Source organism: Escherichia sp. MOD1-EC5433 (genome assembly GCF_002966005.1).
Taxonomy (GTDB): domain Bacteria; phylum Pseudomonadota; class Gammaproteobacteria; order Enterobacterales; family Enterobacteriaceae; genus Escherichia; species Escherichia ruysiae.
The window spans coordinates 378,928-394,689 of the sequence record NZ_PTRL01000003.1; the positions used below are offsets into that span (position 1 = coordinate 378,928).

The window sequence follows — 15,762 nt, forward strand, 5'->3', positions numbered from 1 at the left end:
ATTATGTCCCGGTCAGCGAAACCTCAAAATGGTCGCCGCCGCTTTCTGCGCGATGTTGTTCGCACAGCAGGCGGGCTGGCTGCCGTGGGTGTGGCGCTGGGGTTACAACAGCAAACCGCACGCGCATCTGGCGTGCGGTTACGCCCGCCCGGAGCCATAAACGAGAACGCCTTTGCCAGTGCCTGTGTGCGTTGCGGTCAGTGTGTTCAGGCTTGCCCTTATGACACCTTAAAACTGGCGACGCTGGCTTCTGGCCTGTCGGCGGGCACGCCATATTTTGTCGCGCGTGATATTCCTTGCGAAATGTGTGAGGACATTCCGTGCGCCAAAGTGTGCCCGAGCGGTGCGCTGGATCGTGAGATCGAATCGATCGACGACGCGCGGATGGGGCTGGCGGTGCTGGTGGATCAGGAGAACTGCCTCAACTTTCAGGGGCTGCGCTGCGATGTTTGCTATCGCGAATGCCCGAAAATTGATGAGGCCATCACCCTGGAGCTGGAGCGCAACACGCGTACCGGTAAGCACGCCCGCTTTCTGCCGACGGTTCACAGCGACGCCTGTACCGGCTGCGGTAAGTGCGAAAAAGTGTGCGTGCTGGAACAACCGGCAATCAAGGTGTTACCGCTGTCACTGGCGAAAGGGGAGTTAGGTCACCATTACCGCTTCGGCTGGCTGGAGGGGAACAATGGCAAATCGTAAACGTGACGCCGGGCGCGAGGCGCTGGCGAAAAAAGGCTGGTGGCGCAGTCACCGTTGGCTGGTGTTGCGTCGCCTTTGTCAGTTCTTCGTGCTGGGGATGTTTTTGAGTGGTCCGTGGTTTGGTGTGTGGATCTTGCACGGCAACTACAGCAGTAGCCTGTTATTCGACACCGTTCCGCTGACCGATCCACTGATGACGCTGCAAAGCCTTGCCAGCGGTCATCTGCCTGCCACGGTGGCGCTGACCGGTGCGGTGATTATCACCGTGCTCTACGCCCTGGCAGGAAAGCGATTATTTTGCAGCTGGGTCTGCCCGCTGAACCCAATTACCGATTTAGCGAACTGGTTACGCAGACGATTTGACCTCAATCAGTCTGCGACGATCCCTCGCCACATTCGCTACGTGCTGTTGGTGATCATTCTGGTGGGATCGGCCTTAACTGGCACGCTCATCTGGGAATGGATCAACCCCGTTTCCTTGATGGGGCGCAGCCTGGTAATGGGATTCGGCAGCGGCGCGCTGCTTATTCTCGCACTGTTTTTATTTGATCTACTGGTCGTTGAACACGGCTGGTGCGGGCACATTTGTCCGGTTGGCGCGCTGTATGGCGTGCTGGGTAGCAAAGGCGCTATCACCGTTGCGGCAACCGATCGGCAGAAATGTAACCGCTGTATGGATTGTTTTCATGTTTGCCCGGAACCGCATGTGCTACGTGCCCCGGTGCTGGATGAACAAAGCCCGGTGCAGGTCACCAGCCGCGATTGCATGACGTGCGGTCGCTGCGTGGATGTCTGTTCTGAGGATGTATTTACAATAACTACACGATGGAGTTCGGGAGCGAAATCATGAAAAGCCATGACCTGAAGAAGGCGCTGTGTCAATGGACGGCGATGCTGGCCCTGGTGGTGAGCGGCGCAGTTTGGGCGGCTAATGGCGTCGATTTTAGCCAGTCGCCGGAAGTATCCGGGACGCAGGAAGGGGCCATTCGGATGCCAAAAGAGCAGGAACGAATGCCGCTGAACTATGTGAATCAACCGCCAATGATCCCGCATAGCGTTGAAGGTTATCAGGTAACGACCAATACCAACCGCTGCTTGCAGTGCCACGGTGTTGAAAGCTATCGCACCACTGGCGCGCCGCGTATCAGTCCTACTCACTTTATGGACAGCGACGGCAAAGTGGGCGCGGAAGTGGCTCCGCGTCGTTATTTCTGTCTGCAATGTCACGTACCGCAGGCCGATACCGCGCCAATCGTGGGGAATACCTTTACCCCATCAAAAGGTTACGGGAAATAAGAGGTTATTATGGGAAATTCTGACCGTAAGCCTGGTCTGATTAAGCGCCTGTGGAAATGGTGGCGTACCCCCAGCCGTCTGGCGCTGGGGACGCTGCTGTTGATCGGTTTTGTCGGCGGCATCGTCTTCTGGGGCGGCTTTAACACCGGGATGGAAAAAGCCAATACCGAAGAGTTCTGCATTAGCTGCCACGAAATGCGTAACACGGTGTATCAGGAATACATGGATTCCGTGCACTACAACAACCGTAGCGGCGTGCGTGCGACCTGCCCGGATTGTCACGTTCCGCACGAGTTTGTGCCAAAGATGATACGCAAGCTCAAAGCAAGTAAAGAGCTGTATGGTAAAATTTTTGGTGTTATTGACACGCCGCAGAAATTTGAAGCTCATCGCCTGACGATGGCACAGAATGAGTGGCGGCGCATGAAGGACAATAACTCGCAGGAGTGCCGTAACTGTCACAACTTCGAGTATATGGATACAACCGCCCAGAAATCTGTTGCCGCTAAGATGCACGACCAGGCGGTGAAAGATGGGCAAACCTGTATTGATTGCCATAAAGGGATAGCGCACAAGCTGCCCGATATGCGCGAAGTCGAGACAGGTTTTTAACAGGGTTATTGCGTGGGTATGCTTGAAGCCAGAGAATTACTTTGCGAGCGGGATGAACGAATCTTATTTAGTGGTTTGTCGTTTACGCTGAATGCAGGAGAGTGGGTACAAATTACCGGCAGCAACGGTGCGGGGAAGACAACGCTTCTCCGTTTGCTGACGGGATTGTCTCGCCCTGATGCGGGTGACGTTCTCTGGCAAGGGCAGCCCTTGCATCAGGTACGCGACAGCTACCATCAAAATCTGTTATGGATAGGCCATCAGCCGGGGATCAAAACCCGGCTGACGGCGTTAGAAAATCTGCACTTTTATCATCGCGATGGCGATACCGCACAATGTCTGAAAGCCCTGGCGCAGGCCGGGCTTGCCGGATTCGAAGATATTCCCGTTAATCAACTCTCTGCCGGGCAACAACGCCGCGTGGCGCTGGCGCGTCTGTGGCTGACCCGTGCCACGTTGTGGATCCTCGACGAACCTTTTACCGCGATTGACGTTAACGGCGTCGATCGTCTGACCCAGCGAATGGCGCAGCATACGGAGCAGGGGGGGATTGTTATTCTGACCACCCACCAGCCGCTCAACGTTGCTGAAAGTAAAATCCGCCGCATTTCGCTGATGCAAACGAGGGGCGCATGATGTTCTGGCGCATTTTCCGTCTTGAGCTGCGCGTGGCGTTTCGCCATAGCGCCGAAATCGCTAATCCGCTGTGGTTCTTCCTGATTGTAATTACCCTTTTTCCGCTCAGTATTGGCCCGGAGCCGCAGCTGCTGGCGCGCATTGCACCGGGAATTATCTGGGTTGCGGCGCTGCTTTCTTCACTGCTGGCGCTGGAGCGGCTGTTCCGTGACGATTTGCAGGACGGCAGTCTTGAACAATTGATGTTGTTGCCGTTACCCTTGCCCGCCGTTGTGCTGGCGAAGGTGATGGCGCACTGGATGGTAACCGGTCTGCCGTTACTCATCCTCTCGCCTCTGGTGGCATTGCTACTGGGAATGGACGTTTATGGCTGGCAAGTGATGGCGCTGACGCTGCTGCTGGGAACCCCTACGCTTGGCTTTCTCGGCGCACCGGGCGTGGCGCTGACGGTGGGGCTTAAGCGCGGCGGCGTGCTATTGAGCATTCTGGTGTTACCGCTGACTATCCCATTACTCATCTTTGCCACCGCCGCGATGGACGCGGCTTCGATGCATTTGCCCGTTGACGGGTATCTGGCAATTTTAGGTGCGTTGCTGGCAGGCACCGCGACATTAAGCCCTTTTGCGACGGCGGCAGCGTTACGAATCAGCATTCAATAACGCTGGATTACTGATTTTTGTTCAAGTCTGGTATCGAAACTATGTGGAAAACACTGCATCAACTGGCGATCCCACCACGGCTGTACCAAATCTGTGGCTGGTTTATACCGTGGCTGGCAATCGCCAGTGTGGTTGTGCTTACCGTCGGCTGGATCTGGGGATTCGGCTTTGCCCCCGCTGATTATCAGCAGGGAAATAGCTACCGCATTATCTATCTGCATGTACCTGCGGCGATCTGGTCGATGGGCATTTATGCCTCAATGGCGGTGGCGGCGTTTATCGGCCTTGTCTGGCAGATGAAAATGGCCAACCTGGCGGTGGCGGCGATGGCGCCCATTGGTGCCGTGTTTACCTTTATTGCCCTGGTCACCGGCTCCGCATGGGGGAAACCGATGTGGGGCACCTGGTGGGTATGGGACGCACGCCTGACTTCTGAACTGGTGCTGCTGTTTCTGTATGTGGGTGTGATTGCCCTGTGGCACGCCTTCGACGACCGCCGTCTGGCAGGCCGTGCGGCAGGTATTCTGGTGCTGATTGGCGTGGTGAATCTGCCGATTATTCATTACTCCGTGGAGTGGTGGAACACCCTACATCAGGGATCAACGCGGATGCAGCAAAGTATCGATCCGGCGATGCGTTCGCCGCTACGCTGGTCGATTTTTGGCTTCCTGCTGCTGTCCGCCACGCTGACGCTGATGCGGATGCGTAATTTGATTTTGCTGATGGAAAAACGCCGTCCGTGGGTGAGTGAACTGATACTGAAAAGAGGCCGTAAATGACCCCTGCATTTGCTTCCTGGAATGAATTTTTCGCAATGGGCGGTTACGCCTTTTTTGTCTGGCTGGCGGTGGTGATGACAGTTATTCCGCTGGTGGTTTTGGTCGTGCACTCGGTGATGCAGCATCGCGCAATTCTGCGTGGCGTGGCGCAACAGCGGGCGCGTGAGGCGCGTTTACGTGCTGCGCAACAGCAGGAGGCTGCATGAATATTCGCCGTAAAAATCGGTTGTGGATTGCCTGTGCTGTGCTGGCGGGGCTGGCGCTGACGATTGGTCTGGTGCTGTATGCGCTGCGCTCGAATATCGATCTTTTTTATACGCCGGGGGAGATTCTCTACGGCAAACGTGAAACTCAGCAGATGCCGGAAGTCGGTCAGCGTCTGCGCGTCGGTGGAATGGTGATGCCGGGTAGCGTGCAGCGCGATCCCAATTCGCTGAAAGTAACGTTCACCATTTACGACGCTGAAGGTTCGGTCGATGTCTCTTACGAAGGCATTTTGCCGGATCTGTTCCGTGAAGGGCAGGGCGTTGTGGTGCAGGGCGAACTGGAAAAAGGCAATCATATCCTCGCGAAAGAAGTGCTGGCGAAACACGATGAAAACTATACGCCGCCAGAAGTTGAGAAAGCGATGGAAGCTAACCACCGTCGCCCGGCGAGTGTTTATGAGGACCCAGCATCATGATGCCGGAAATTGGTAACGGACTGCTGTGCCTGGCGCTGGGGATTGCGCTGCTGCTGTCCGTGTATCCGCTATGGGGCGTGGCGCGCGGGGACGCGCGCATGATGGCGTCTTCCCGCTTGTTTGCCTGGCTGCTGTTTATGTCTGTGGCTGGCGCATTTCTGGTGCTGGTCAATGCTTTCGTGGTCAACGACTTTACCATCACCTATGTTGCCAGCAACTCCAATACCCAGCTTCCGGTGTGGTATCGCGTGGCGGCGACCTGGGGTGCGCATGAAGGCTCGCTACTGCTGTGGGTGCTGCTGATGAGCGGCTGGACGTTTGCGGTGGCGATTTTTAGCCAGCGTATTCCACTGGATATTGTGGCGCGCGTACTGGCGATAATGGGGATGGTTAGCGTCGGCTTTTTGCTGTTCATTCTCTTTACCTCTAACCCGTTTTCACGCACGTTGCCGAACTTCCCGATTGAAGGGCGCGATCTTAACCCGTTGTTGCAGGATCCGGGGCTGATCTTCCATCCGCCTTTGCTCTATATGGGCTACGTCGGTTTCTCGGTGGCGTTTGCTTTTGCCATTGCTTCTTTGCTGAGTGGGCGTCTGGATAGCACCTACGCACGTTTTACCCGCCCGTGGACGCTGGCGGCGTGGATCTTCCTGACGCTCGGCATTGTGCTCGGTTCCGCATGGGCCTATTACGAACTCGGCTGGGGCGGCTGGTGGTTCTGGGATCCGGTTGAAAACGCCTCGTTTATGCCGTGGCTGGTGGGCACTGCGCTGATGCACTCGCTGGCGGTCACTGAACAACGCGCCAGCTTCAAAGCGTGGACACTACTGCTGGCAATTAGTGCCTTCTCGCTGTGTCTGCTGGGCACTTTCCTCGTGCGTTCCGGTGTGCTGGTATCGGTACATGCGTTTGCGTCTGATCCTGCGCGCGGTATGTTTATCCTCGCCTTTATGGTGCTGGTGATTGGTGGTTCACTGCTGCTGTTTGCTGCGCGTGGACACAAAGTTCGCTCACGCGTAAACAATGCGCTGTGGTCGCGGGAATCTCTGTTGTTAGCGAACAACGTTTTGCTGGTCGCCGCGATGCTGGTGGTGTTGCTGGGGACGCTGCTGCCGCTGGTGCATAAACAACTCGGGCTGGGCAGCATTTCGATTGGCGAACCGTTTTTCAACACCATGTTTACCTGGCTGATGGTGCCGTTTGCGCTACTGCTAGGTGTCGGCCCTCTGGTGCGCTGGGGGCGCGATCGCCCACGTAAAATCCGCAACTTATTGATTATCGCCTTCATCTCTACGCTGGTGCTGTCGCTGCTGTTGCCGTGGCTGTTCGAAAGCAAAGTTGTGGCGATGATGGTACTCGGTCTGGCAATGGCCTGCTGGATTGCGGTGCTGGCGATTGCGGAAGCGGCGCTGCGTATTTCACGCGGCACGAAAACCACCTTCAGTTATTGGGGGATGGTGGCGGCTCATCTGGGACTGGCGGTGACAATTGTTGGCATTGCCTTCAGCCAGAACTACAGCGTTGAGCGTGATGTACGTATGAAGTCCGGCGATAGCGTCGATATCCATGAATATCGCTTCACCTTCCGTGATGTAAAAGAGGTTGCTGGCCCAAACTGGCGCGGCGGTGTGGCGACTATCGGCGTGACGCGTGACGGCAAACCGGAAACGGTGCTGTATGCGGAAAAACGTTATTACAACACTGCTGGTTCGATGATGACCGAAGCGGCAATTGACGGCGGTATTACCCGTGACCTGTACGCGGCGCTCGGCGAAGAGCTGGAAAACGGCGCGTGGGCAGTTCGTCTTTACTACAAACCGTTTGTTCGCTGGATCTGGGCGGGCGGGCTGATGATGGCGTTGGGCGGGCTGTTATGCCTGTTTGATCCTCGCTATCGCAAGCGCGTGAACCCGCAAAAAACTGCGCCGGAGGCTGTATGAAGCGCAAAGTATTGTTAATTCCTTTGATTATCTTCCTGGCGATTGCCGCAGCGTTGCTGTGGCAGTTGGCGCGTAATGCCGAAGGGGATGATCCGACCAATCTGGAATCGGCGCTCATTGGCAAGCCGGTGCCGACGTTTCGCCTCGAATCACTGGATAATCCCGGTCAGTTTTATCAGGCGGACGTGCTGACCCAGGGCAAACCGGTGCTGCTCAACGTCTGGGCGACCTGGTGCCCGACCTGCCGTGCGGAACATCAATATCTGAATCAGCTTTCTGCGCAGGGCATCCGCGTGGTGGGTATGAACTATAAAGACGATCGCCAGAAGGCAATCAGCTGGCTGAAAGAGCTGGGGAATCCTTACGCGCTAAGCCTGTTTGATGGCGACGGCATGTTAGGGCTGGATCTCGGCGTGTATGGCGCGCCAGAAACGTTCCTCATCGATGGTAACGGCATCATTCGCTATCGCCATGCGGGCGATCTCAATCCTCGCGTCTGGGAAGAAGAGATCAAGCCGCTGTGGGAGAAATACAGTAAGGAGGCCGCACAATGAGGTTTTTATTGGGCGTGCTGATGCTGATGATCTCCGGCTCGGCGCTGGCAACCATCGACGTGTTGCAGTTTAAGGATGAAGCACAGGAACAGCAGTTCCGCCAGCTCACGGAAGAACTGCGCTGTCCGAAATGCCAGAACAACAGCATTGCCGATTCCAACTCGATGATTGCCACCGACCTGCGCCAGAAAGTGTATGAACTGATGCAGGAAGGTAAAAGCAAGAAAGAGATAGTTGATTATATGGTGGCGCGTTACGGCAACTTCGTCACTTACGATCCGCCATTAACACCGCTGACCGTGCTACTGTGGGTGCTGCCAGTTGTCGCTATTGGTATTGGCGGCTGGGTCATTTACGCCCGCTCGCGGCGTCGGGTACGCGTGGTGCAGGAGGAGTTTCCTGAACAAAGCGTGCCAGAAGGTAAGCGTGCCGGATATGTTGTTTATCTGCCGGGTATTATGGTGGCGTTAATTGTGGCAGGTATCAGCTACTACCAGACTGGCAATTATCAGCAGGTAAAAGTCTGGCAGCAGGCCACAGCGCAGGCTCCGGCATTGCTGGACAGGGCGCTGGATCCGAAAGCCGATCCGCTCAATGAAGAAGAGATGTCACGTCTTGCGCTGGGGATGCGTACTCAACTGCAAAAAAATCCGGGAGATATAGAAGGCTGGATTATGTTGGGCCGCGTTGGCATGGCGCTGGGTAACGCCAGTATCGCGACTGATGCATATGCCACAGCGTATCGCCTCGATCCGAAAAACAGCGATGCTGCGCTGGGTTACGCGGAGGCGTTAACACGTTCTTCTGACCCCAACGATAACCGCCTGGGCGGCGAGTTGTTGCGTCAACTGGTGAGAAGCGACCATAGCAATATTCGCGTGCTGAGCATGTATGCGTTTAATGCCTTTGAGCAGCAGCGATTTGGCGAAGCCGTTGCTGCGTGGGAAATGATGTTGAAACTCTTGCCTGCCAACGATACTCGCCGTGCGGTGATTGAGCGCAGTATCGCGCAGGCGATGCAGCATTTGTCGCCGCAGGAGAGTAAATAAGAAGAAGCCCGATGGTGACGCCATCGGAGCCAGGCGGATGACAACGTGCGCTATGTTTATGCCGGATGCGGCGTGAGCGCCTCATCCGGCCTACAAAATCGTGCAAATTCAATACATTGCTCGATCTGCGTAGGCCTGATAAGCATAGCGCATCAGGCAGTTTTGCGTTTGTCATCAATCTCAGCCCGATGATAAATCCATCGGGCTATTTTTTTATTGTGTCCCGCGTTGTTGCAGGAACAGAATGGTGGCCGCCACGCGTGAGCGGACATTGAGTTTACGCAGCAGATTGCGAATGTGCACTTTTACCGTCTGCTCAGAAATATTCAACACCGAGGCAATTTGCTTATTCGACAGCCCTTGCGCCAGTTCGTGCAGAACATCCAGCTCACGCTCCGTCAGCACGCTGAAGGGATCTTCTTCCGCACCGAACATTTCACGCTCGCGTAAGTACTGATTGACGCGTTCGCTAAAGACTTTGCTGCCTTTTGCTCCGGCGCGAATTGCTTCCAGTAATACTTCCGGGTCGCTGTCTTTTAGCAGATAGCCGTCTGCGCCTGCGTCTATCAGTGCAAAGATATCGCTGGAGGCATCTGATACGGTCAGGATAATAATTTGCGCGGTAACGCCATCCCTGCGCAAGGCATTGAGGGTATCCAGGCCACTCATACCTTTCATATTGAGATCCAGCAAGATAACGTCGATATCCAGTCGATTAGCCAGATCGATAGCACTAGCGCCGTCGCCTGCTTCGGCGACCACTTCAAAACCAGGATCAAGCTCCAGTAACTGACGAACACCGCGTCGCATAAGTGGATGATCATCCACAATCATCACCTGAAAAGGCGTTGCTTCAGGCATAGTAGTCTCCTGAGGTTTTATTAGAATCATTATGTTTGAGCGTAGCGTTGGTAACGCTACCAGGCGCGTGAATGTTACCCCATTTTATGTATGGGCATGTAGTAAAACTGCAAGTGAGGGTAGCAAGACAATGCTATGGATATAAAAAAACCAACCGTAAAGGTTGGTTTTCTTGGGATTTTTGGTCGGCACGAGAGGATTTGAACCTCCGACCCCCGACACCCCATGACGGTGCGCTACCAGGCTGCGCTACGTGCCGACTCGTGGCTGCTTATACTACCGTTTTCCACAACGATTGCAAGTAAGATATTTTGCTAACTGATTTATAATTAATCAGTTAGCGATGAAACGCTTCTCGTCTGTCAGCACTTGCAATAACAAACTTAACTGTGGTTTTTCGTCTTTCACTCTTTCGCCACGTAAGTTGTAAGTGCGGTATTTACCGTTATTGTTCAATACCAGCGTCATTTTCGGGGTGGTAATTGCCAGCGTATCGTTATCCGCAGCTGTAACCCAGTAATGACGGCGCTCAGGGTTGAACAAATCCTGACCTTGCGAATATTCGCTCGCCGGTGTGCTGACGTGTAGCAGACGTTGCATCAGCGTGGTCATCAGATCGGTATGGTCGGTCAGGGTATTAATTCGCTGTGCCGGTGTGCCTGGCCAGTGAATCACTAACGGCACCTGAAGATGACCGTGGGACCAGTCAAAGGTTTCTTCCTCTTCGCTCAGCGGAATACCCCGACCGGCAGTAATAATCACCACCGTATTGTCCAGCTTGCCGGACGCTTTCAGCGCATCAAGCACGCGGTTAATCTGGTCATCGACATTACCTGCCGCGCGGCTATATTTCCGTGTAAATGCTTGCTGGTTGCTGTCGTCAATGTTGGTGCCATTGAAAGATACCCATGAGAACCAGCGATTATCTTCTTGCGCGTAGCGGCTCAGCCAGTTGATCCACTGTGTGGCTGTCTGCTCATCGGATTGCGTGCGAACGCTCGGCATTGAGAAGTCTGACAACAATGCCTGACGATACAACGGGCTGGTAAAGCCATCGGATGAGAATAATCCCAGTTGATAGCCTTGCTGGTTAAGCGCGGTAATTAATGCCGCAGGCGTACGGGTCGACAGAATGCCGTCCATATAACTTGGCGATATGCCATAGAACAGGCCAAAGATGCCGTTGTCTGTCGTGTTGCCGGAACTCATATGGCGCGTGAACGAAATATTTTGCTCAGCAAAACCGGCCAGCGCAGGCATCTGCTTCTCAAAGCGTGAGTAGTTCAGGCCATCGACAGTAATCAGCAAGACGTTTTGCCCGGTGCCCATATCGCGGTAGCGCAGCTCGCTTAACGGATACTGTACGGAAACGGCATCTGGATTGCCTTGCTCAATAAGACGACGTTGATACTCTTGCGCATCAAGCAGACCATGCTTCTCAAGAAAACGTCGCGCCGTCATTGGATACGAAAGCGGCAGGTTGGCGCGCTGCATGGTGATTGGGCGATAGAAGTTAGCATCGGCCCAGATATACACCACATGCGAGGCGATAAAGGCGATGAATAAGAATGCGGCCAACGGGCGGGCGAAGCGTCGACGGCGCGTCAGGCTGCGCAGCTTTTGCCAGCTCCACGTCGCAAACACCAGTTCAAGCAATAATATTACCGGCACACTGATGAACATCAGTTGCCAGTCGCGCGCCATCTCATTTTCGTCCGGGTTGATAACCAGCTGCCAGACGATGGGATTAAGATGGAGATGGAAACGGGTAAAGACTTCGCTATCGATCAGTAATAGCGTCATTCCCGCCGTTGCCAGAATGACGGACAAAAACCTCATCAGCCTCTGGGAGCCGACAATAAAGGTCAGCGGGAAGAGGATCAGCAAATAGGTGGCGAACACCAGGAAGCTGAAATGACCGATAATGCTTACGTAGGAATAAATACGACCCGCAAGCGTTGTCGGCCAGTCGGCGATAAACAGGTAACGGCTGCCAATGACGAGCGAAAGCAGAATATTGAACAGTGCAAACCAGTGCCCCCAACTGACCATCTGGGAGACTTTTTCACGGTAGCGCTGACGATGAGTTACCATAACCTGTTATCTGTTTCCCTTAGTGCGCTTTGTCTTCGTTGATAGAGGACTGTAAGGCGCGGGCAAAAGAGTTGGCAATCGCCTGGCGCTGAGCCGGGGCAATGCTGGTGTTGATAAGGTTGGTGACCATATTGCCTAACACCATCAGGGAAAGGTCGGTCGGAGCCTTATGTTTTTCCAGTACGTTGAGCAGCTCTGCGAGCAATTGTTCAACCTGTTCATCACTGTAGCGGGAAATTTGTGGCATAAATCGAAATCAGTTAGTTGATGAAAGGGCAACATATTACCGTAGCAACGGTTTTTTTTCTGCTTTTTTATACTTTAAATCATTCGCGTTACGCCACCTTCTGTAAAATGACCGCCATCTTTTATTGCGTCGCTTAACCGGCGGTGGTTGAATACCGCCCGGTCTTAAAGGAGAGTTTATCATGAGTCTGGATATCAACCAGATTGCTCTGCACCAGCTTATCAAGCGTGATGAGCAGAACCTTGAGCTGGTGCTGCGCGATTCATTGCTGGAACCGACGGAAACCGTCGTTGAGATGGTGGCAGAGCTGCATCGTGTCTATAGCGCCAAGAACAAAGCCTACGGTTTGTTTAGCGAGGAGAGTGAGCTGGCGCAGACGCTGCGCTTACAGCGTCAGGGCGAAGAAGACTTTCTGGCATTTAGTCGGGCAGCAACTGGTCGCCTGCGTGACGAACTGGCGAAATATCCTTTTGCTGACGGCGGCTTCGTGCTGTTTTGTCACTATCGCTATCTGGCGGTTGAGTATTTGCTGATTTGCGTACTGAACAATTTAAGCAGTATGCGCGTTAACGAAAACCTCGACATCAACCCGACCCATTATCTCGATATTAATCATGCGGATATTGTTGCGCGTATCGATTTAACCGAATGGGAAACCAATCCAGAATCGACCCGTTATCTTACTTTCCTGAAAGGGCGAGTAGGGCGCAAAGTGGCTGATTTCTTTATGGACTTCCTCGGTGCCAGCGAAGGATTGAATGCGAAAGCGCAAAACCGTGGTCTGTTACAGGCGGTCGATGACTTTACCGCCGAAGCGCAACTGGATAAAGCAGAACGGCAGAACGTTCGCCAGCAGGTTTATAGCTACTGTAATGAGCAATTGCAGGCGGGCGAAGAGATCGAGCTGGAGTCGCTGTCGAAAGAACTGGCGGGCGTCAGCGAAGTGAGCTTCACGGAATTTGCGGCTGAAAAAGGCTATGAACTGGAAGAGAGCTTCCCGGCAGATCGTAGCACGCTGCGTCAGTTGACTAAGTTTGCCGGTAGTGGTGGTGGCTTAACCATCAACTTTGATGCAATGCTGTTAGGCGAACGGATTTTCTGGGACCCGGCGACCGATACCCTGACCATTAAGGGCACGCCGCCGAACTTGCGCGATCAGCTTCAGCGCCGGACGTCTGGCGGTAATTAATCGGTTTTACGTAATGAATGCCAGATGCGGCGTGACGCCTTCTCTGGCCTGCAAATAACGGTAATACCTGTATGCCTGATAAGACGCACTGCGTCGCATCAGGCATAATCTGCAGATACAAAAAACCCCGCCGGAGCGGGGTTTTTTACAACTTATTCAGCGATTAAGCGCGAACGAAGTCGATGTGCTGCAGCTTCGGTTTGTACGGGTGACGCTGTACATCCTGAGCTTTAACTTTGATTTCTTTACCGTCAACAACGATGGTCAGAACTTCGCTGTAGAATTCAGCTTTAGCTTGCATGTTCATGACTTTGTCGTGATCCAGCTCGATAGCCAGCGGCGCTTCTTTGCCACCGTAGATGATTGCCGGGAATTTGTTAGCGGCACGCAGGCGGCGGCTCGCACCCTTACCCTGCTCTTTACGTACTTCTGCGTTGATAGTAAACATTTCTTTCTCTCTTAAATTAATCCTGCTACAGGCGACCCAGCAACAGGTAAGTGATCTGCTTTGCGTATGCAAAAGCGGGCGAGATTCTATACTCAATCGCCTTATACATCAATCAAAACTACTATTAACCGCGTAATTCATGCGCCCGACGAAAACGACCTTCGTAATCGAACACTTTTTCACGCACTTGCCAATACTGGCCTTTCATTCGCGCAACAACAAAATCCGGATGGCGCAGTAACGCTTGCTGAGCGAGGATATCGGCAGCGGTGATCCAGCGCAGAGGGATGCCCGGTGTGCGCGTATGCGGGCGGATAAAAAGCTGCTCGAAGGCGGTACGCTGGGCGGGCGTTTGCAGACGGAAACGCTCACTCACATCCGCGCCGTCTTCATCGTAATAGGTGATTTTCAACCATTCGCCTTTCTCGTCGTGTCCATGCTGCAAAGACATGCCGCTACAGCGTAATACCAGAGCATCTTTCAGTCGTAGCGCCGCTTTTAACATGTCGTCTGGATCAACCAGTACCGTGTCACATTCGCGGCAGCGTCGGGCGGCAATATCATTTTCCGCGTTACATTGCGGGCAATTTTTAAAACGGAAACGGAAGTCACACTGTTCGCGATGACCGTCGTCATCTTCAAACCATCCCTGACAGCGACGACCAAAGTGTTCAATCAATGTCCCGTCGGCGGTCGTTTTGCCCCAGAAGGTGTTGGCAAAACCGCAGGCAGGGCAGAAAACCTGTACCGGAACGTTGTCACTTTTGCCTTTTGGGGTGCCAACTTCTGGCGCGTAGAGATCGTGAGGATTACCCGCATAATCAAGAATTAAGCAATCAGTCTTGCCGGGAGCCAGACGCAGACCGCGCCCGACAATTTGTTGGTAAAGACTCACTGATTCAGTAGGACGCAGAATGGCGATAAGATCGACGTGCGGGGCGTCAAATCCGGTGGTCAGTACCGCAACGTTGACCAGATAGCGAAAACGCTGGGTTTTAAAATCTTCAATTAATACATCACGTTCAGCGCCGGGTGTGTCACCGGTAATGAGTGCTGCATCTTCGGCGGGCAGCAATCCCACAATCTCTTTTGCGTGTTCAACCGTCGCGGCGAAAATCATCACCCCTTTGCGCGTTGCGGCGAACTCCATGATCTGGCTGATGATGTGCGGCGTAATACGTTGTTGTTTTTTCAGCTCGCGATTGAGATCTGCTTCGCTGAACAGCCCATTGCTCTGTGCCTGTAAGCGGCTGAAATCGTATTGCACTACCGGCATATCCAGCCGTTCTGGTGGCGTCAGATAACCGTGTTTAATCATATAACGCAGCGGCAGCTCATAAATGCAGTCACGGAAAAGGGCTTTCTCATCGCCGCGTACCATGCCGTGATAATGGAACTGGTAGATCCAGCCTTTGCCCAGTCGAAAAGGCGTGGCAGTCAGCCCCAGCAGGCGTAAGTGGGGATTCACTTTGGTCAGGTGAGTAAGGATTTGCTGATACTGGCTCTCTTCGTCGTCGCCAATACGGTGGCATTCATCGACAATCAACAGCGAAAATTCACCCTGAAAGGCATCGAGATTGCGTGCGACCGACTGTACGCTGCCAAACACCACTTTGCCGTGGCTCTCTTTACGCTTCAGCCCGGCGGCAAAAATATCGGCTTCCAGCCCCAGCGCCTGATATTTTGCATGGTTTTGCGCCACCAGCTCTTTGACGTGCGCCAGCACCAGCACGCGACCACGCGCCAGCCGTGCCAGTTCCGCTATCACCAGGCTTTTACCTGCACCAGTAGGCAGCACGATAACGGCAGGAGTTTTATGACGACGAAAATGGTTGAGCGTGGCATCCACGGCTTCTTGCTGATATGGACGGAGTGTAAAAATCATGGTCTCGCGTAGGTAGATTATTCTGCTAATAGTATGCCACGGATCTTTTTCTCTTGAGGGAAGTTATTAGACCGCTATACTGGGCGAACAACAGTTCAGATTTTCGGGTCATTACCCGACCTCCGTTTTTTA

General features: G+C 53.8%; 18 protein-coding genes and 1 tRNA gene. 13 read left to right on the forward strand and 6 right to left on the reverse strand.

The window, feature by feature from the left end:
• The first annotated feature begins 3 nt into the window (after positions 1-3).
• The 12 genes from napG to ccmH are packed head-to-tail and all read left to right on the forward strand — an operon-like array spanning position 4 to position 8,906.
• Positions 4-699 (forward strand): ferredoxin-type protein NapG, encoded by a 696-nt coding sequence (gene napG / locus C3D30_RS08685; RefSeq protein WP_000091291.1) that lies wholly within the window; start codon positions 4-6, stop codon positions 697-699.
• Positions 686-1,549: a quinol dehydrogenase ferredoxin subunit NapH gene (gene napH / locus C3D30_RS08690; protein WP_105286760.1), complete on the forward strand. Its 864-nt coding sequence runs from the start codon at positions 686-688 to the stop codon at positions 1,547-1,549. Before napG ends, napH begins: the two co-directional genes overlap by 14 nt.
• The gene (gene napB / locus C3D30_RS08695; RefSeq protein WP_000835177.1) at positions 1,546-1,995 is read left to right on the forward strand and encodes a nitrate reductase cytochrome c-type subunit; all 450 of its coding nucleotides are present in this window, start codon (positions 1,546-1,548) and stop codon (positions 1,993-1,995) included. The genes napH and napB overlap by 4 nt, the downstream gene beginning before the upstream one ends.
• Positions 1,996-2,004: 9 nt before the next feature.
• A complete protein-coding gene (napC, locus tag C3D30_RS08700; protein WP_000528377.1) occupies positions 2,005-2,607 on the forward strand; it encodes a cytochrome c-type protein NapC in 603 nt (200 codons plus the stop codon).
• Between the two features lie 12 nt (positions 2,608-2,619).
• Positions 2,620-3,243 (forward strand): cytochrome c biogenesis heme-transporting ATPase CcmA, encoded by a 624-nt coding sequence (ccmA, locus tag C3D30_RS08705; protein ID WP_105284972.1) that lies wholly within the window; start codon positions 2,620-2,622, stop codon positions 3,241-3,243.
• Positions 3,240-3,902 (forward strand): heme exporter protein CcmB, encoded by a 663-nt coding sequence (gene ccmB, locus C3D30_RS08710; RefSeq protein ID WP_000971724.1) that lies wholly within the window; start codon positions 3,240-3,242, stop codon positions 3,900-3,902. The genes ccmA and ccmB overlap by 4 nt, the downstream gene beginning before the upstream one ends.
• A gap of 41 nt (positions 3,903-3,943) precedes the next feature.
• Complete coding sequence (ccmC, locus tag C3D30_RS08715; protein ID WP_001295447.1) at positions 3,944-4,681, forward strand: heme exporter protein CcmC; 738 nt, start codon at positions 3,944-3,946, stop codon at positions 4,679-4,681.
• Complete coding sequence (gene ccmD / locus C3D30_RS08720) at positions 4,678-4,887, forward strand: heme exporter protein CcmD (protein WP_000186540.1); 210 nt, start codon at positions 4,678-4,680, stop codon at positions 4,885-4,887. The genes ccmC and ccmD overlap by 4 nt, the downstream gene beginning before the upstream one ends.
• Positions 4,884-5,363: a cytochrome c maturation protein CcmE gene (ccmE, locus tag C3D30_RS08725; protein ID WP_001026417.1), complete on the forward strand. Its 480-nt coding sequence runs from the start codon at positions 4,884-4,886 to the stop codon at positions 5,361-5,363. Before ccmD ends, ccmE begins: the two co-directional genes overlap by 4 nt.
• Positions 5,360-7,303 carry a cytochrome c-type biogenesis heme lyase CcmF gene (gene ccmF, locus C3D30_RS08730; RefSeq protein WP_000982416.1) on the forward strand — a complete coding sequence of 648 codons (1,944 nt, stop codon included), beginning with the start codon at positions 5,360-5,362 and terminating at the stop codon, positions 7,301-7,303. Before ccmE ends, ccmF begins: the two co-directional genes overlap by 4 nt.
• Positions 7,300-7,857: a thiol:disulfide interchange protein DsbE gene (dsbE, locus tag C3D30_RS08735; RefSeq protein ID WP_000824453.1), complete on the forward strand. Its 558-nt coding sequence runs from the start codon at positions 7,300-7,302 to the stop codon at positions 7,855-7,857. Before ccmF ends, dsbE begins: the two co-directional genes overlap by 4 nt.
• A complete protein-coding gene (gene ccmH, locus C3D30_RS08740; RefSeq protein WP_001211594.1) occupies positions 7,854-8,906 on the forward strand; it encodes a cytochrome c-type biogenesis thiol:disulfide oxidoreductase CcmH in 1,053 nt (350 codons plus the stop codon). Before dsbE ends, ccmH begins: the two co-directional genes overlap by 4 nt.
• Positions 8,907-9,119: 213 nt before the next feature.
• Here ccmH and narP read toward each other — a convergent pair whose 3' ends face one another.
• The 4 genes from narP to C3D30_RS08760 all read right to left on the reverse strand — a co-directional run bounded on the left by narP (position 9,120) and on the right by C3D30_RS08760 (position 12,108).
• Positions 9,120-9,767, reverse strand: coding sequence for a nitrate/nitrite response regulator protein NarP (narP, locus tag C3D30_RS08745; protein WP_010350424.1), 648 nt, complete (start codon positions 9,765-9,767; stop codon positions 9,120-9,122).
• Positions 9,768-9,949: 182 nt separating this feature from the next.
• Positions 9,950-10,026, reverse strand: a tRNA-Pro gene (locus tag C3D30_RS08750).
• Between the two features lie 74 nt (positions 10,027-10,100).
• Entirely contained in the window at positions 10,101-11,861 is a 1,761-nt protein-coding gene (gene yejM / locus C3D30_RS08755) for an LPS biosynthesis-modulating metalloenzyme YejM (RefSeq protein WP_000256208.1), read from the reverse strand.
• A gap of 19 nt (positions 11,862-11,880) precedes the next feature.
• Positions 11,881-12,108, reverse strand: coding sequence for a YejL family protein (locus C3D30_RS08760; RefSeq protein ID WP_001135667.1), 228 nt, complete (start codon positions 12,106-12,108; stop codon positions 11,881-11,883).
• A 181-nt stretch (positions 12,109-12,289) separates the two neighbouring features.
• On the opposite strand from C3D30_RS08760, the gene yejK reads away from it, so the two are divergent.
• Positions 12,290-13,297, forward strand: coding sequence for a nucleoid-associated protein YejK (gene yejK, locus C3D30_RS08765; RefSeq protein ID WP_000050780.1), 1,008 nt, complete (start codon positions 12,290-12,292; stop codon positions 13,295-13,297).
• 163 nt (positions 13,298-13,460) lie between these two features.
• On the opposite strand, the gene rplY is transcribed toward yejK, so the two are convergent.
• Together rplY and radD are read right to left on the reverse strand one after the other, a co-directional pair.
• On the reverse strand, positions 13,461-13,745 hold the full coding sequence (gene rplY, locus C3D30_RS08770; protein WP_000494183.1) for a 50S ribosomal protein L25: 285 nt from the start codon (positions 13,743-13,745) through the stop codon (positions 13,461-13,463).
• A gap of 124 nt (positions 13,746-13,869) precedes the next feature.
• On the reverse strand, positions 13,870-15,630 hold the full coding sequence (gene radD, locus C3D30_RS08775) for a DNA repair helicase RadD (RefSeq protein WP_000578060.1): 1,761 nt from the start codon (positions 15,628-15,630) through the stop codon (positions 13,870-13,872).
• Positions 15,631-15,762: the final 132 nt, after the last annotated feature.

Bases quoted from the DNA above. Each gene is read 5' to 3' on its own strand.
- napG (WP_000091291.1), top strand. From the start codon at position 4: ATGTCCCGGTCAGCGAAACCTCAAAATGGTCGCCGCCGCTTTCTGCGC.
- napH (WP_105286760.1), top strand. From the start codon at position 686: ATGGCAAATCGTAAACGTGACGCCGGGCGCGAGGCGCTGGCGAAAAAA.
- napB (WP_000835177.1), top strand. From the start codon at position 1,546: ATGAAAAGCCATGACCTGAAGAAGGCGCTGTGTCAATGGACGGCGATG.
- napC (WP_000528377.1), top strand. From the start codon at position 2,005: ATGGGAAATTCTGACCGTAAGCCTGGTCTGATTAAGCGCCTGTGGAAA.
- ccmB (WP_000971724.1), top strand. From the start codon at position 3,240: ATGATGTTCTGGCGCATTTTCCGTCTTGAGCTGCGCGTGGCGTTTCGC.
- ccmC (WP_001295447.1), top strand. From the start codon at position 3,944: ATGTGGAAAACACTGCATCAACTGGCGATCCCACCACGGCTGTACCAA.
- ccmD (WP_000186540.1), top strand. From the start codon at position 4,678: ATGACCCCTGCATTTGCTTCCTGGAATGAATTTTTCGCAATGGGCGGT.
- ccmE (WP_001026417.1), top strand. From the start codon at position 4,884: ATGAATATTCGCCGTAAAAATCGGTTGTGGATTGCCTGTGCTGTGCTG.
- ccmF (WP_000982416.1), top strand. From the start codon at position 5,360: ATGATGCCGGAAATTGGTAACGGACTGCTGTGCCTGGCGCTGGGGATT.
- dsbE (WP_000824453.1), top strand. From the start codon at position 7,300: ATGAAGCGCAAAGTATTGTTAATTCCTTTGATTATCTTCCTGGCGATT.
- ccmH (WP_001211594.1), top strand. From the start codon at position 7,854: ATGAGGTTTTTATTGGGCGTGCTGATGCTGATGATCTCCGGCTCGGCG.
- narP (WP_010350424.1), bottom strand. From the start codon at position 9,767: ATGCCTGAAGCAACGCCTTTTCAGGTGATGATTGTGGATGATCATCCA.
- yejM (WP_000256208.1), bottom strand. From the start codon at position 11,861: ATGGTAACTCATCGTCAGCGCTACCGTGAAAAAGTCTCCCAGATGGTC.
- C3D30_RS08760 (WP_001135667.1), bottom strand. From the start codon at position 12,108: ATGCCACAAATTTCCCGCTACAGTGATGAACAGGTTGAACAATTGCTC.
- yejK (WP_000050780.1), top strand. From the start codon at position 12,290: ATGAGTCTGGATATCAACCAGATTGCTCTGCACCAGCTTATCAAGCGT.
- rplY (WP_000494183.1), bottom strand. From the start codon at position 13,745: ATGTTTACTATCAACGCAGAAGTACGTAAAGAGCAGGGTAAGGGTGCG.
- radD (WP_000578060.1), bottom strand. From the start codon at position 15,630: ATGATTTTTACACTCCGTCCATATCAGCAAGAAGCCGTGGATGCCACG.